This window comes from Mesorhizobium sp. M1C.F.Ca.ET.210.01.1.1 (genome assembly GCF_004791585.1).
Lineage (GTDB): Bacteria > Pseudomonadota > Alphaproteobacteria > Rhizobiales > Rhizobiaceae > Mesorhizobium.
Genome location: NZ_SRUU01000001.1, coordinates 396,387 through 412,500 on the forward strand (window position 1 = coordinate 396,387; position 16,114 = coordinate 412,500).

The window sequence follows — 16,114 nt, forward strand, 5'->3', positions numbered from 1 at the left end:
GTGAGCGCCGGCCGCGGGAGAAACTGCGGCGGGCAAAGTGCCCATTGGAGAAGAAGCCGCGATGCGTGATACGGCCGGTGGCCCGCGCGTTCTGCTGAAACGGCTCCGCGAGCTCATGCAGGAGCCGCTGGAGCCGCAGGAGCGCCTCGACCGCATCGTGCGCGACATCGCCTCCAACATGGTCGCCGAAGTGTGCTCGCTCTATGTGCTGCGCGCCGATTCGGTGCTGGAGCTCTACGCCACAGAGGGTCTCAACCCAAAGGCCGTCCACCTGGCGCAGTTGAGGCTGGGCCAGGGCCTCGTCGGCACGATCGCCGCCAGCGCGCGGCCGCTCAATCTCTCCAATGCGCAGGAACACCCAGCCTTCCAGTATCTGCCGGAGACCGGCGAAGAGATCTACCATTCCTTTCTCGGCGTTCCGGTGCTGAGGGCAGGGCGCACGCTGGGCGTCCTGGTCGTGCAGAACAAGACCATGCGCCAATATCGCGAAGACGAGATAGAGGCGCTGGAAACGACGGCGATGGTGATCGCCGAGATGATCGCCACCGGCGATCTCGCCCGCCTGACCAGGCCGGGGCTCGAACTGGACCTCACCCGTCCGGCAAGCTTCACAGGGCTTTCCTTCAACGAAGGCGTCGGGCTTGGCCATGTCGTGCTGCACGAGCCGCGCATCGTCGTCACCAATCTGTTCAACGAGGACAGCGAGGAGGAGGTGCGCCGCCTCGACCGCTCGCTCGGTTCGCTGCGGCTGTCCATCGACGACATGCTCGAGCGCCGCGACGTCGCCTTCGAGGGTGAGCATCGCGAGGTGCTCGAGGCCTATCGGATGTTCGCCAACGACCGCGGCTGGGTGCGCCGGCTGGAAGAGGCGATCCGCAACGGCCTGACGGCGGAAGCGGCGGTGGAAAAGGTGCAGAGCGACATGCGCGCGCGCATGCTGCACATGACGGACCCCTATCTGCGCGAGCGGATGAGCGATTTCGACGATCTCGCCAACCGGCTCTTGCGCCAGCTCATGGGCCGCGGACCGGAGGATGTCGCGGCCTCGCTGCCCAAGGACGCCATCATCGTCGCCCGCTCGATGGGCGCGGCTGAGCTGCTCGACTATCCACGCGACAAGCTGCGCGGCCTGGTGCTGGAGGACGGCACGGCGACCAGCCATGTCGTCATCGTCGCGCGCGCCATGGGCATCCCGGTCGCCGGCCAGGTCAAGGGCGCCGTCTCCATGGCGGAGAACGGCGACGCCATCATCGTCGACGGCGAGGAAGGCACCATCCATCTGCGGCCGCAGTCCGATCTCGAGGCGGCCTATGCCGAAAAGGTCCGCTTCCGGGCGCGGCGGCAGGAGATCTACCGCGAGCTGCGCAACAAGCCGTCGGTGACCAAGGACGGCGTCCAGGTCGATCTCCTGATGAATGCAGGCCTGGCGGTCGACCTGCCGCAGCTTTCGGAATCGGGAGCGGCCGGCATCGGTCTGTTCCGCACCGAACTGCAGTTCATGGTGGCTTCAACCTTCCCGCGCGCCGAGGCGCAGGAGCGGCTCTATCGCGACGTGCTGGATGCCGCGCGCGGCAAGCCGGTCACCTTCCGCACCATCGACATCGGCGGCGACAAGGTACTGCCCTATTTCAAGGGGGTTGTGCAGGAGGAGAACCCGGCGCTCGGCTGGCGGGCGATCCGGCTTACCCTCGACCGCCCCGGCCTGCTCAGGACCCAGATCCGCGCGCTGCTCAAGGCCTGCGGCGGGCGCGAGCTGAAGCTGATGCTGCCGATGGTGACCGAGCTCTCGGAGATCGCGCAGGCGCGCGAGATCATCGACCGCGAAGTGAGGCATCTGTCGCGTTTTGCGCATCATTTGCCGACCAGCCTCAAGCTCGGCGCGATGCTGGAGGTCCCGTCGCTGCTGTTCCAGCTCGACGAGCTGATGAAGGCGGTCGACTTCGTGTCGGTCGGTTCCAACGACCTTTTCCAGTTCATCATGGCGGTCGATCGCGGCAACACGCAGCTTGCCGACCGGTTCGACACATTGTCTGCGCCGTTCCTGCGCGTGCTGAAGATGATCGCCGACGCCGGCGCGCGCAACCATACGCCGGTGACGCTCTGCGGCGAGCTGGCCGGCAAGCCGATCTCGGCGATGGCGCTGATCGGTCTCGGCTTCCGCTCGATCTCGATGTCGCCGGCCTCGATCGGCCCGGTCAAGGCAATGCTGACCGAGCTGCCGCTGCAGGAGCTGGAGGACTTCTTCAAGGACAATCTGATGGCGCCCGTCCAGGGAACGCCGATGCGGGCGCTGCTGCAGGCGTTTGCCGACGACCGCTCCATTCCGCTCTAGATTCACGTGAGGGCGGTCTGCAAATGTCGATTTTCTGCGCTTCCGGTGCTCATATACCTAAATGTACATTCCGCTTCGGGTCTCGAAATTCGCCATTTTCGACTCACCCTGACGTGAATTCCATCGAAGTTCTAAGCCCATGATCAACCTGCCCCGCGACCGCATGGATCAAGTCGTCAAGCGTTTCGACGTGCTCGAAGCGCAGATGTCGGCCGGGCCGTCGGCCGACGCCTATGTCAAGATGGCCTCGGAATATGCCGACATCCAGGAAATGGTGGTCAAGATCAGGGCGTTGCGTGCCGCCGAGCAGGAGCAGGCCGACCTCGAAGCGATGCTCGCCGACAAGGCCACCGACGCCGAGATGCGGGCGCTGGCCGAGGCGGACCTGCCGGAGGTCGAGGAGCGGATCGAGGCGCTGCAAAAGGACATCCAGATCCTGCTTCTGCCCAAGGATGCGGCCGACGACAGGAACGCCATCCTCGAAATCCGTGCCGGCACCGGCGGCGACGAGGCGGCCTTGTTCGCCGGCGATCTGTTTCGCATGTATGAGCGCTATGCGGCATCGCGCGGCTGGCGTTTCGAGGTCGTGTCGGCCAGCGAAGGCGAAGTCGGCGGCTACAAGGAAATCATAGCCTCTGTCTCGGGCAAGGGCGTTTTCGCGCATCTGAAGTTCGAATCGGGCGTGCATCGCGTGCAGCGCGTGCCGGAAACCGAGGCCGGCGGGCGCATCCATACCTCGGCGGCCACAGTCGCGGTGCTGCCCGAGGCCGAGGAGGTCGATATAGAGATCCGCGCGGAAGACATCCGCATCGACACGATGCGCGCCTCGGGTTCAGGCGGCCAGCACGTCAACACCACGGACTCGGCGGTGCGCATCACCCATCTGCCGACCGGCATCATGGTGGTGCAGGCGGAGAAGTCGCAGCACCAGAACCGGGCGCGCGCCATGCAGATCCTGAGGGCGCGGCTCTATGACCTCGAGCGCAGCCGCGCGGATGAGGAGCGCTCGTCGTCGCGAAAATCGCAGGTTGGTTCGGGTGACCGGTCGGAACGCATCCGCACCTATAATTTCCCGCAAGGTCGCGTCACCGACCATCGCATCAACCTGACGCTTTACAAGCTCGACCGGGTGATGATGGGCGAGCTCGACGAGGTGATCGACGCGCTGATCGCCGACCATCAGTCGAAACTGCTCGCCGACATGGCCGTCGATGGCTGATCTTTTGCCAGCCGCGCTCGGGCAGCTGCTGCGCGCGGCGAGGGCACGGCTCGCCATTGCAGGAATTGCCGATCCAGCGCTCGATTCCAGGCTGATCGTCGAGCATTTTTCAGAAACCACGCGCATCCAGGCCATCACGGAGCCGGGCCGAACTGTGGATTCTGCGGCGCTGGCGGCCATCGAGGCGGCCCTGAGACGTCGCGTCGCAGGCGAGCCGGTGCACCGCATCCTGGGCTTTCGCGAATTCTACGGGCTGCGGCTGTCGCTGTCGCCGTACACGCTGGAGCCGCGCCCGGATACCGAGACGCTGGTCGACGCGATCCTGCCCTTCGCCACGGCAACGGCCGAAAGGCTCGGCGAATGCCGTATCCTCGATCTCGGCACCGGGACCGGCGCCATCGCGCTGGCACTGCTGAGCGCCGTTGCGGCCGCCACCGCGACCGGCGTCGATGTCTCCCCCGGCGCGCTGGCGACCGCCACGCGAAACGCCCAGGATCTGGGCCTCGCAGGGCGCTTCAAAGCCTTGCATTCCAACTGGTTCGAAAATGTTTCGGGCCGATACCATGTAATTGCCGCGAACCCTCCCTATATACCCAGTCAAGACGTTGGAAATCTGCAGGATGAGGTCCGCGGTTTCGATCCGCGCAGGGCGCTTGATGGCGGGGTGGACGGTCTGGTCTCCTACAGGGTCATCGCCGGCGAGGCGGAAGGGTTTCTTGAAGCGCAAGGCAAGGTAGCGGTCGAGATCGGCCACACGCAGCAAAGCGAGGTCACAGCGATCTTCGCCGCGGCAGGCTACAGGCTGGCGGAGGCACGTCGCGATCTCGGCGGAAACGACAGGGTTCTGGTGTTCGAGCGTTGAACCCTGATGCAGTGCGAAAAAACGCTTGGCAACATTAGGGAATGCAGCTAGGGTCCGGCTTAACCGGATGAGACGAAGCAGGCAGTGCTCTTAGCGATTCGGTTTTCCTTGGAAATAGCTGCCTCCTTGCGCAAACGACGCCCAAGCTTCGTGCGGGAATCGTCCGGCAAGTGATGTAACCGGAACAGGATGGCACGTGGCGCCAACGCAATCGATGCGGGCGAACGCCGGTGGAAAAGCGAAACGGTTGGCTGCATGAGCGCCACCGTCCGCAAAGAGCTTTAGAAAATTTCACATGAAGAGAGTCGAATGAGGCCACAACAGCAGAACAGGCGCATGCGCGGTCGCAACAACAATGGCGGCGGTGGCAACAACAACCGCAAGGGGCCAAATCCCCTGACGCGCAACTATGAGAGCAACGGCCCGGACGTGAAGATCCGCGGATCGGCTCAGCAGATCGCCGAAAAATACGCCGCACTCGCCCGTGACGCGCAAAGCTCCGGCGACCGGGTGATGGCGGAGAACTATCTCCAGCACGCCGAACACTACAATCGCATCATTGCCGCCGCCCAGGCGCAGATGCCGATCCAGAACGCCCAGCAGAACCGCGACGACTTCGACGACGACGTCGACGAGGATCGCGACGAGTTCGACGCCATCGGCAATACCAATGTCGGCGAGCCGCAGGCCGCCGCGAACGGCTCCGGGCCGCAGCCGGTGATCGAAGGCACGCCGGCCGAGCCCGGCTTCAACCAGGAAAACGGGCGCGACAACAACCGGCGCGACAACAGTGGCCGCGACAGGCACCGCGACCGCCGCAATGGCGGCTATGGCCAATACGGCCAGAATGGCCAGCGCGACGGAGGCCAGCGTGATGGGGGCCAACGCGCGGAGGCCCAACGCGGCGAACATGGCGGCCAGTTCGACCAGAACCGCCGCAGCGAGGCGCAGGCGCAGCCAGAGGCTTCCGCAGAAGGCGGGTCAGCATCAGAAGAGCCGGCCCCGGTGTACGACAGTTTCTCGCCGGCAGGCCTCGCTGCCCAGGCCGAACGCAATGAAGCCGCAACCGACAATGGCGGCGGGCGCCGGCAGAGGCGTCCGCGCCGCGGTCGCGGCAGTGCGGAGCAGGGCTATAGCGCCGAGCAGGGCAATGCCGATGAGAGCAATGCCGGCCGGGCGGACAGCCCCGCCGATGACGGCAACGCCGCGGACAAAGGCAACGACGCGGTCGTCACTGCCGCCGAAGAGGCGAACGCGGCGCCGAGCGAGAGCGTCGCCAGCGAACCGGCTGGCGGCACCGGCGAGCCGGCTGGCGGCACCGGCGAGCCGGCGGTCGCCGACGCAAACAACTGATCCAGGTCCATTTTCAGGCATTCGAACGGCGGAGAGAAATCTCCGCCGTTTTCGTTTGCGCGACCCAGGGCGTGTTGAGACTCATCGTGAGTTAATGCGGCGAGATGGGTCGGTCTGGGGGAAGGCGACCGGCACCGGAGCGCGGCCGGTCTCCCCTTGCATGCCGGCAATCCATGCGTCATATACTGAACCATATGGTTCAGTATATGAAAGCCCGTCTCGATGCCTCATTCGCCGCGCTCTCGGACGCCACCCGACGCGGCGTTCTGGAGCAGCTCGGACGTGGAGACGCTTCGATCACGGAGCTAGCCGAAAAGTTCCACATGACCCTCACGGGCATGAAGAAGCACGTCGGTGTCTTGGAGCAAGCGGGGCTCGTCGCCACCGAGAAGGTCGGGCGCGTGCGGACCTGCAAGCTCGGCCTAAGCGGGCTGGAGGAAGAGGCGGTATGGATCGAGAAGTACCGCCAGCTCTGGGACGCACGCTTCGACGAGTTGGACAAGGTAGTCGAGGAACTGAAACGAAAGGAGAAGGTCGATGGGCGCAAGAAGAGAGAGTGAGGCTACACCGACGAAGAACCGCTTGACTGTGGAACGGACGTCCGACCGTCAGCTCGTCGTCACGCGAACCTTCAATGCTCCGGCGCGCATCGTGTTCGAGGCGTGGACCAAGCCTGAGTTGTTCAAGCGGTGGTGGGCGCCGAAGTCGATGGGCATGTTCCTGCGTTCCTGCGAGATGGATGTTCGTGTGGGGGGCCGGTATCGTTTGGTGTTCGGCCACGATGCCTCAAACCCTGACGAGTTCTTCGGTAGGTATGTCGAAGTGACGCCGCACTCGCGCCTCGTCTGGACCAATGACGAAGGTGGTGACGGTGGACCCGTCACGACGGTGACCTTCGAGGAAAAAGGCGGCAAGACGCTGCTGGTCCTGCACGAGCTCTATCCCTCGAAGGAAGCTCTCGACGCTGCCGGCACCGGAGCGGCGGATGCGATGGGCGAGACGTTCGAGCAACTGGACGAGCTTCTCGTCGCGCTGGGCTCGAGCGTGGGAGGCTCATGAAGCCATCGATCTCGCGCGTCACGCAAAAACGGATTCAGCCGCACGGCTTGTTTTGACCCATGTCGTTCGCCCAAAACCGCTGCGCGCTTTGGGCGACACGCATTAGAATATTCTGCGTTGACCGATATCAAGGCGTCTTGAGAGACCAGAACCTATACACCATATCTCGGCTGAACAGGGCTCGGCTCGAATGAGCGGGTCCGTCACCGCAATCTGATCCGGTGCCGCAAAGCGGGCCGGTGACGGAAGGAGACAGGTATGAATCTTGAAAAATACTCGGAGCGCGTGCGCGGTTTCATCCAGTCCGCGCAGACCATGGCGCTCTCGCGCAACCACCAGCAATTCACCCCAGAACATATGCTCAAGGTGCTCGTCGATGACGACGAGGGCCTCGCCGCATCCTTGATCGAGCGCGCCGGCGGCCGTGTCCGCGACGTCAAGCTCGGCGTCGAGGCGGCGCTCGAAGCCATGCCCAAGGTCGAAGGCGGCAACGGCCAGCTCTACCTCGCCCAGCCGCTCGCCAAGGTGTTCTCGACCGCTGAGGAACTGGCCAAGAAGGCCGGCGACAGCTTCGTCACCGTCGAACGGCTGCTGCAGGCGCTCGCCATGGAGAAGTCGGCCAAGACCGCCGATATCCTGGCCAAGGCCGGCGTCACCGCGCAGGCGCTGAACCAGGTCATTAACGACGTCCGCAAGGGCCGCACCGCCGATTCGGCAAATGCCGAGCAGGGCTACGACGCGCTGAAGAAGTATGCGCGGGATCTCACCGCGGATGCCCGTGCGGGCAAGCTCGATCCGGTCATCGGCCGTGACGACGAGATCCGCCGCACCATCCAGGTGCTGTCGCGGCGCACCAAGAACAATCCCGTGCTGATCGGCGAGCCCGGCGTCGGCAAGACGGCCATCGCCGAGGGCCTGGCGCTGCGCATCGTCAATGGCGACGTGCCAGAATCGCTGAAGGACAAGCAGTTGATGGCGCTCGACATGGGCGCGCTGATTGCCGGCGCCAAATATCGCGGCGAGTTCGAGGAGCGGCTGAAGGCCGTGCTCAACGAGGTTACCTCGGCCAACGGCAACATCATCCTGTTCATCGACGAGATGCACACGCTGGTCGGCGCCGGCAAGGCCGACGGCGCGATGGATGCGTCGAACCTCCTGAAGCCGGCGCTGGCGCGCGGCGAGCTGCACTGCGTCGGCGCGACCACGCTCGACGAGTACCGCAAGCATGTCGAGAAGGACGCCGCGCTTGCCCGCCGCTTCCAGCCCGTCTTCGTCGACGAGCCGACGGTCGAGGACACCGTCTCGATCCTGCGCGGCCTGAAGGAGAAGTACGAGCAGCACCATAAGGTGCGCATCTCCGACTCGGCGCTGGTGTCGGCTGCGACGCTTTCCAACCGCTATATTGCCGACCGCTTCCTGCCGGACAAGGCGATCGACCTGGTCGACGAGGCCGCGTCGCGGCTGAGGATGCAGGTCGATTCCAAGCCCGAGGCGCTGGACGAGATCGACCGCCGCATCATGCAGCTCAAGATTGAGCGCGAGGCGCTGAAGGTCGAGAAGGACGAGGCCTCGAAGGACCGGCTTGCCCGGCTGGAGAAGGAGCTTGCCGGCCTGGAGGAGGAATCGACCGAGCTGACCGCGAAGTGGCAGGCCGAAAAGCAGAAGCTTGGCCTTGCCGCCGACCTCAAGAAGCAGCTCGACGAGATGCGCAACGAGCTCGCCATTGCCCAGCGCAAGGGCGAGTTCCAGCGCGCCGGCGAGCTTGCCTATGGCAAGATCCCGGAACTGGAGAAGAAGCTCAAGGAAGCCGAAGCCCAGGACGGCAAGGCCGGCATGGTGGAAGAGGTGGTCACGCCCGACCACGTCGCCCATGTCGTGTCGCGCTGGACCGGCATTCCGGTCGACAAGATGCTGGAGGGACAGCGCGAGAAGCTCTTGCGCATGGAAGACGAGATCGGCAAGCGCGTCGTCGGCCAGGGCGAGGCAGTGCAGGTGGTCTCCAAGGCCGTGCGGCGCGCCCGGGCAGGTCTGCAGGATCCGAACCGGCCGATCGGCTCGTTCATGTTCCTTGGGCCCACCGGCGTCGGCAAGACGGAGCTCACCAAGGCACTCGCCGCCTTCCTGTTCGACGACGAGAACGCCCTGGTGCGCATCGACATGTCGGAGTTCATGGAGAAGCACTCGGTCGCCCGGCTGATCGGCGCGCCTCCCGGCTATGTCGGTTATGAGGAGGGCGGCGCGCTGACCGAGGCGGTGCGGCGCCGGCCCTACCAGGTCGTGTTGTTCGACGAGATCGAGAAGGCGCATCCGGACGTGTTCAACGTGCTGCTCCAGGTGCTCGACGACGGCCGGCTCACCGACGGCCAGGGCCGCACGGTCGACTTCCGCAACACGCTGATCATCATGACGTCGAACCTCGGCGCCGAATATCTAGTCAATCTTCGCGACGACCAGGATGTCGATGCCGTGCGTGACGAGGTGATGAGCATGGTGAGGGCTTCGTTCCGTCCGGAATTCCTCAACCGCGTCGACGAGGTGATCCTGTTCCACCGGCTGCGCCGTCAGGACATGGACCGTATCGTCGAGATCCAACTCAAGCGGCTGGAGAACCTGCTCGTCGATCGCAAGATCACGCTGTCGCTCGATCACGATGCGATCGAGTGGCTGGCCTCCAAGGGCTACGATCCGGCCTATGGCGCCAGGCCGCTGAAGCGTGTCATGCAGAAGGAACTGCAGGACCCGCTGGCGGAGAAGATCCTGCTCGGCGAAATCCTCGACGGCTCGACCGTCAAGGTGAGCGCCGGCTCCGATCGTCTGAACTTCCGCTCGAGGCCGACCGTGGTGGCGGCCGAAGCCGCCGCCTGATTCGGCCGGAGCATTGAACGGCAGCGCGTCGCACCCGGCCGGTGCGGCGCGCTCTTGCTTTCGACACTCTTGCTTTTTGACCGGGCCTTGCCGCAAAACCGGTACCGATCTCGGTTGTCGGAAAGGACCGATTCGTTGAAGCTCGAGGACTACAACGGCTTCTGCGGCTCGCTGCCCGCCGCGACGCATGTCGTGCAATGGGGGGGCGCCCATGTCTGGAAAGTCGGCGGCAAGGTGTTCGCGATCGGCGGGCACGATCGGGAGGGCCAGGTCTTCGTCACCTTCAAATGCTCCGACATGGCTTTTGACGTGCTGAGGGAACAACTGGGCTGCCGACCCGCGCCCTATCTCGCCTCACGCGGCATGAAATGGATCCAGCGCCAGACAAGCCAAAGCGTGGATGATGCGGCGCTGAAGGACTATCTGCGCGAAAGCCACCGCCTGGTCACGCTGAAGCTGACGAAACTTGCGCGCAGCGATCTGGGGCTGGGCTGACATTCGGTTCGCAATGATGAAACGCCGGAAATCCGCCATCTTCATGCCCGGTTCATATTGGAACCTTAACCTTGGTAACTGGTTTGCTGGCGAAGGGGTCGCCTGGCAAGACCCATGTCGACCGGAGAGCCTGACCCACATGCTGCGCACCATCTTTTCCCTTTCGGCACTCGCGGCCGGGCTGGTGTCTTCCGGTGCGCTCGCGGCACCGAGCGGCGATGATGTGCAGAAGTCGGCCCGGCCCGCTCAACACGGCGCGCTCGTGCTCGCCCAGGACGGCAATATCGACATCTATTACGATGCCAGGGGCAACCGGGTGCTTGTCGACGCCGACACCGGCAAGGTGATCGCTATCCAGCCGCCGAGAAGCAGGCTCGACCGCCGGGCGTTGCGCCGCCAGCAGCGGATGCAGGAGCTCGGGCGCGCGCCGGTCGAGGACGACGACCGCTACTATCTCGACAATCCCGATGACATGGCCCGCTTCCGCAGGCGCCAGCTCGAAGAGGAAGGCCGGGTCATTCCGCCGCCGGTCGACGAGAACGACCCCTATAACGACAACTCCATCGACGCCTATCCGCCGGCGCCGAATGACGAGGGCTATGCCACCACCTATCCGGGGACGCCGAGCCCGAACACCATCAAGCGCCAGCCGCTGGATGAGGCATCGATCGATCAGGAGCAGCCTGGGCAGGGGGAAGTGCTGCAGACCAACCCGGAGACGCAGTTCGCGCTGCCGCCGGACACGGGCGGCAAGGCCACCGTCGACCCGTCGCTGTCGCTCGGCGTACGTCAGGACGTGGCCGAACTTCAGGTGCTTCTCGACCGCGCCGGCGCCTCGCCGGGCGTCATCGACGGGCGCTTCGGCTCGAATGTCGACAAGGCCTTGGCCGCCTACAACCAGATCACCGGCAGCAATCTGAAATCGACCGACGCGGTCGGCATCAAGACGGCGCTCGCCCAGTCGGGCGGCGAGGCCTTCGCCTCCTACACGATCACGCCGGAGGATGCGGCCGGGCCCTATGTCGCTTCGATCCCGGAAGACTACAGCCAGAAGGCCAAGCTCGATCGCATGGGTTACACCTCGGTCACCGAGGCGCTGGCGGAGCGCTTCCACATGGACGAAGGCTATCTGAAGTCGATCAACAAGGGGCTCGACTTCAACCGGCCGGGCACGATCGTCAAGGTCGCCAATTTCGGCATGCTGGTGTCGACGCCGGTCGCTCGCATCGTTGCCGACAAGGACAAGAAGGAAGTCTTCGCCTATGACGCGGGCGGCAAGCTGGTCGCGTCCTATCCGGCCACCATCGGCTCGGCCGACACGCCGTCGCCTACGGGCATCCACACCGTGTCGCGCATCGCGCTCGATCCCAACTACACCTACAACCCCAACATCAATTTCAAGCAGGGCCAGAATGACAAGATCCTGACCATTCCGCCCGGGCCGAACGGTCCAGTGGGCTCGGTCTGGATCGCGCTCGACAAGCCGACTTACGGCATCCACGGAACGCCCGACCCTTCCAAGATCGGCAAGACCGAGAGCCATGGCTGCGTGCGCCTGACCAACTGGGACGCGCGTGAGCTTGCCAAGATCGTGTCGCCGGGCGTCACCGTGGAGTTTGTCGGCGGATCGTCAGCCGATGATTTTGCTCAGCAGTGAGCCGCGCAGCGCGGCGGCATAGATCAGCTGCACCAGCAGGATGAAGGCGATGCTTGCCAGCGGTGTGATGAGGCAAAGCGCTGCGCCGATCGCCCAAAGGATCTGCGCCTTGATGATGCGCTGATAGACGACGCGTTTCGTATCCGCATCGACGTCCTGCCCCAGCATGCCGTTCCTGTCGGCGTACCACCAGCTCGCGAACAGCGTGGCGCCGAGCAAAAGCAGGTTCAGCCAGTAGACGAGCACCGCGACCCGGAATTCGAGGAAATCGGCCAGAAGGTCGGTGGAGAACGGCAACAGCGCGATGAAGGCAAGAAAGCAGAGATTTAGCGTGGCAAGCCGCCGGTCCGATTTTGCGATCAGGCCGTGCTGCGCCTGCTGGCCGAACCAGAAGATGGTCAGTGTCAGGAAGCTCAGCGCATAGGTCAGGAAACGCGGCGCGAGAGCCATGACCGCGGCAAGCAGCTCGCTTTCCGAATGCACCGCTTCATGCGACGGCACCCTGATCTCCAGCACGATCAAGGTGAGCGCGATGGCAAAGACGCCGTCGGTTATGCCGACGATGCGTCCGCGCCCCTCTGCTGATGGCTCAAGCGGCCGCTTCATGACTTTTCCCCCTTTGGCGCATGATGGCGGGAACCTATCACGCAACTAGCGGTTTGCATCAGGGCAGGCATCCGCCTGACCATGCAAGCTGGTTTCAAGAACTGCAATCTTCTGGCTCGTTGTTACGAACGCGCCGGAAAGCTAAGCAAGTTTTCATGCCTTCCTCGAATGAAGCCACCGCCGATTCGATTTCGACCGCGACGCGCGCGAACGGAACGTTCTGCCCGCAGATGCGGCGCAAGTTCGTGCTGGTGGCGGCGATCCTGGCTTCGGCGCTCGGCTTCATCGACGGGTCGGTCCTGGCGATCGCCATGCCGGCGCTGCGCGTCAATCTCGGCGCCAGCCTGGCGGAGGCGCAGTGGATTTCCAATGCCTACGCGCTGACGCTTTCGGCGCTGATTCTAGCTGGGGGCGCTGCCGGCGACCGGTTCGGCCTCAGGCACGCTTTCGTGACCGGCATCGCGCTCTTCATCGCCGCTTCGCTCGCCTGCGCGCTGGCGCCAAATCCGGCAGTGCTGATCGGCTTCCGCGCCATCCAGGGCATCGGCGCCGCCATCATGGTGCCGGGCAGCCTCGCCATCATCGCCAAGGCCTATCCGAAAAAGGAGCGCGGCCGTGCAATCGGCATCTGGGCCGCCGCTTCGGCGCTGACGACCGCGCTCGGTCCGGTGCTGGGCGGTTTCGTCCTGTCGACTTTCGGCAACGGCGTTTGGCGCGCGATCTTTGCCGTCAACCTGCCACTCGGGCTGGTTTCGATCTATCTGCTGCTCGTCAAGATCCCGGCCGACCAGCCGACCGAGAAGCGCAGCCTCGATCTTGGCGGCGCCGCGCTCGCCACGCTCGCCTTCGGATCGCTGGCTTATGGACTAACGGCCATGAACGCCGAGGGCGGCGGGATGATGGCCGGGCCGGCGATCGTGGCCGGCGTGGTCCTGCTTTTCGTCTTCATCCTCTACGAGCGCTGGCAGCGCGAGCCGATGATCGATCTCGGCTTGTTTCGCATCGGCGCTTTCGCCGGCGCGAATCTCGCGACCTTCTTCCTCTATTTCGCGCTGTCGGCGAACCTCTTCTACATGCCGATGGTCCTGATCGCGGGCTGGGGACTGAGCTCGGCCGAGGTCGGCTTCATCTTCCTGCCGCTGTCGACATCGATCGCGCTGTTGTCGGGGCCGGTCGGCCGGTGGTCCGACAGGATCGGTCCGCGCCTGCCGATCGCCGCAGGCAGTTTTGTGGTCGCCATTGCGTTTGCTGGTCTGGCGCTGCTCGCCGATGCCGGCATCCATCATTTCTGGACCGGGACCTTTCCGCTGATGACGCTGATGGGACTCGGCATGGCGCTGGTCGTGTCCCCCTTGTCGACCGCGATCATGACGTCCGTCGAGGACAAGGACACCGGCGCGGCGTCAGGCATCAACAACGCCGTCTCGCGCATCGGCGGGCTGATCGCGGTGGCGGCGATGGGCTCGCTCGCGGCTTTCGTCTATGCGCGATCGACCGGTAACCCTGCCGGCATCCCCGGTTTCGGCGAGCCGCCGGCGTCCGGGCTTGCGGCCGATCTCGACCACCTGAGGATTGCTGCGAGCGATTCGGCTTTTGCCGCGGTCGCCGCCGTGACGGCGCTGCTTTGCCTGCTGTCGTCGGCCATCGCCTGGTTCACCGTGCCGGGCCAGGCGTTGCCCTGGCCGCAGCAAACGAGCGATTCGGGCGATTAATTCGGCAGCTGCGAATCAGTCTTGGCGCTGGCGACCTTCAGCGAGTTGCCGTCTTCCTGCTTGAGCAGGTCGTCGATGCGCTCGCGCTCGCGCTTGAAGGCGACGAGGTCGTCGCCCTTCAGCACCTTGCCGACCGGCAGGCGGACGCGCATCGAATCGACCTTGGTGCCGTTGACGATCAGCTCGTAGTGAAGATGCGGGCCGGTCGAGAGGCCGGTCTGGCCGAGATAGCCGATCACCTGGCCCTGCCGGACATGAACGCCAGGCTCGATGCCTTTGGCGAAAGCGCTCTGGTGATTGTAGGAGGTCTCGTAGCCATTGGCGTGGCGGATGATGATCTGCTTGCCGTAGCCGCCAGCCCAGCCGGCCTTCTCGACGACGCCGTTGCCGGCGGCGATGATCGGCGATCCGATCGGTGCGGCCCAGTCGGTGCCGGTGTGCATGCGGACATAGCCGAGAATCGGATGCCGCCGCGCGCCGAAGCCGGAAGTGAAGCGGCCGTTGGGCAGCGGGTTGCGCAGCAGGAATTGCTTGGCGCTCGACCCGTTCTCGTCGAAATAGTCGGTGCTGCCGTCCTGCATCTGGAAGCGGTAGAAGTTGCGCGTCTGGCCGCCGAAATTGGCCGAAACGTAGAGAAGCTCGGAATTGTCGGAGGTCTGGTCGTCGCCGTCAGGCTGCGAGAACAGGACCTCCAGGCGGTCGGAAGGCGAAAGCCGCGATTGGAAGTCGACGTCGGAGGCTAGAAGCTTGATCAGCTTCTGGGTCATCGCTTTCGACATGCCGTAGGAATAGGCGGTGCGATAGATGCCGTCATAGACGTTGGGCAGGTTGCCGCGCACCACCACGGGCTGCGAATCGTCGAACGCCGTCAGCAATTCGGGATTGGGGTCCGGCTCCTGCGCCGGCACGAACTGTCCGCGATCGTCGAGCGCGATGGTGACGATGTGGGTGGTGCGGTCATAGACGCTGGTGCGGACCACCTTGGCGATGTCGCCGCGTATCTCGAGTCCGACGCGAAGCACCGTTCCGGCCTTGAGCGCCGTGGCGTTCAAGAGCTTGCCGATCGCTTCCGACATGCCGGTGGCGTCGTCGCCGGTATAGCCCGAATCGGCGAAGGCCTCGGTTATGTCCGTATCGCTGGTGAAAGGGATGATTTCCTCGGCAAAGGCCGGCGTCTGGTCTTCCAGTGCGGCGCGTGGCGCAACCGAGACGTTTTCCGGCGTGATCTTGACGTCGTAGGAGCCGGCCATGCTCTCGGCGAAGGCGTCGCCGAATCGCTGCGGATCGACATAGTGAAGCGCCGCCACCTGGACGGCGCCGTCGCTCAAGCCGTTGCCGGCTTCGCGCACCACTTTTTCGACTTCGTCGGCGGAGAGGTCGCTCTTCTCGTCGAACGACGCAGTCTCGATCGGGAAATCGACCGTTTTCAGCGACATCTCGCTTTCGACCTTGGCGCCGTAGATCTGGCCGGCGACCGCCGCGGCGGTGGCCGGCTGGGCATTGTCGTCGCCATCGTCGCCAAAGACCTGCAAAGGGTCGAATGGCGGATAGGGGCGGCTGGTGGTGTGGCCGGCCGCAAGCGCCATCTTGATCTGCACGAACGGCATGGTGTGGATAACATCGCGGTCGCCGACCTTGGTGACCATCGACACTTCCATGCGCCGGCGGTCCTTGGCCCTGGCAATCTGGCGCGGCGCGACTAGCCTGGTGGTCTTGGCTTGCTCGCCGGAATCATCGCCGCCGCTGGCAAGGTTGATGAGCTCGGCGATTTCCGGCGGCGTCGCCAGCTGCTGGCGCCCGTCAAGCGCCGCGAACAAGGCCACGCCCATCAGCACGCTCGAGGTCACGCCGGTCAGGAAAGTACCCGAAAGCCAACGCGCCGAGACTTCGCGGCGGTCAGGCGGACCGCTGCGGCCGTCCGCGATCAGCGGCGGCTCGTTGCCGAGTTCGGCTA

The 16,114-nt window shown here is 64.7% G+C and carries 12 protein-coding genes (1 of these 12 running past the window's edge); 10 read left to right on the forward strand and 2 right to left on the reverse strand.

The window, feature by feature from the left end; all coding sequences use genetic code 11:
* Nucleotides 1-61 precede the first annotated feature (61 nt).
* The 9 genes from ptsP (at nucleotide 62) to EN853_RS02060 (ending at nucleotide 11,842) form a co-directional block, all read left to right on the forward strand.
* Nucleotides 62-2,332 (forward strand): phosphoenolpyruvate--protein phosphotransferase, encoded by a 2,271-nt coding sequence (ptsP, locus tag EN853_RS02020; RefSeq protein WP_127857592.1) that lies wholly within the window; start codon nucleotides 62-64, stop codon nucleotides 2,330-2,332.
* Nucleotides 2,333-2,471: 139 nt separating this feature from the next.
* A complete protein-coding gene (gene prfA, locus EN853_RS02025; RefSeq protein ID WP_127857593.1) occupies nucleotides 2,472-3,551 on the forward strand; it encodes a peptide chain release factor 1 in 1,080 nt (359 codons plus the stop codon).
* The gene (gene prmC, locus EN853_RS02030; protein WP_127857594.1) at nucleotides 3,544-4,413 is read left to right on the forward strand and encodes a peptide chain release factor N(5)-glutamine methyltransferase; all 870 of its coding nucleotides are present in this window, start codon (nucleotides 3,544-3,546) and stop codon (nucleotides 4,411-4,413) included. Before prfA ends, prmC begins: the two co-directional genes overlap by 8 nt.
* A 309-nt stretch (nucleotides 4,414-4,722) precedes the next feature.
* Nucleotides 4,723-5,766 (forward strand): DUF4167 domain-containing protein, encoded by a 1,044-nt coding sequence (locus tag EN853_RS02035; RefSeq protein ID WP_245517036.1) that lies wholly within the window; start codon nucleotides 4,723-4,725, stop codon nucleotides 5,764-5,766.
* A gap of 194 nt (nucleotides 5,767-5,960) precedes the next feature.
* Nucleotides 5,961-6,326, forward strand: coding sequence for a metalloregulator ArsR/SmtB family transcription factor (locus tag EN853_RS02040; RefSeq protein ID WP_127857595.1), 366 nt, complete (start codon nucleotides 5,961-5,963; stop codon nucleotides 6,324-6,326).
* Nucleotides 6,304-6,825 carry an SRPBCC family protein gene (locus EN853_RS02045; protein ID WP_127857596.1) on the forward strand — a complete coding sequence of 174 codons (522 nt, stop codon included), beginning with the start codon at nucleotides 6,304-6,306 and terminating at the stop codon, nucleotides 6,823-6,825. Before EN853_RS02040 ends, EN853_RS02045 begins: the two co-directional genes overlap by 23 nt.
* Nucleotides 6,826-7,083: 258 nt before the next feature.
* On the forward strand, nucleotides 7,084-9,690 hold the full coding sequence (gene clpB / locus EN853_RS02050; RefSeq protein WP_127857597.1) for an ATP-dependent chaperone ClpB: 2,607 nt from the start codon (nucleotides 7,084-7,086) through the stop codon (nucleotides 9,688-9,690).
* 135 nt (nucleotides 9,691-9,825) lie between these two features.
* Nucleotides 9,826-10,185: an MmcQ/YjbR family DNA-binding protein gene (locus EN853_RS02055; RefSeq protein ID WP_127857598.1), complete on the forward strand. Its 360-nt coding sequence runs from the start codon at nucleotides 9,826-9,828 to the stop codon at nucleotides 10,183-10,185.
* A 139-nt stretch (nucleotides 10,186-10,324) separates the two neighbouring features.
* Nucleotides 10,325-11,842 (forward strand): L,D-transpeptidase family protein, encoded by a 1,518-nt coding sequence (locus tag EN853_RS02060; protein ID WP_127857599.1) that lies wholly within the window; start codon nucleotides 10,325-10,327, stop codon nucleotides 11,840-11,842.
* Here the strand turns inward: EN853_RS02060 and EN853_RS02065 are convergent.
* Entirely contained in the window at nucleotides 11,816-12,448 is a 633-nt protein-coding gene (locus tag EN853_RS02065) for a TMEM175 family protein (protein WP_127857600.1), read from the reverse strand. The genes EN853_RS02060 and EN853_RS02065 overlap by 27 nt on opposite strands.
* A 155-nt stretch (nucleotides 12,449-12,603) precedes the next feature.
* Here EN853_RS02065 and EN853_RS02070 point away from each other — a divergent pair, with 155 nt between their 5' ends.
* Nucleotides 12,604-14,160: an MFS transporter gene (locus EN853_RS02070; RefSeq protein ID WP_127857601.1), complete on the forward strand. Its 1,557-nt coding sequence runs from the start codon at nucleotides 12,604-12,606 to the stop codon at nucleotides 14,158-14,160.
* On the opposite strand, the gene EN853_RS02075 is transcribed toward EN853_RS02070, so the two are convergent.
* A protein-coding gene (locus EN853_RS02075; RefSeq protein WP_127857635.1) for a M23 family metallopeptidase crosses the window boundary here: on the reverse strand, nucleotides 14,157-16,114 show its 3' portion. Its footprint extends 22 nt past the window's final position; the window shows 1,958 of its 1,980 coding nt (coding positions 23-1,980); the start codon falls outside the window, past its right edge; the stop codon is at nucleotides 14,157-14,159. The two genes, EN853_RS02070 and EN853_RS02075, sit on opposite strands and share 4 nt — an antisense overlap.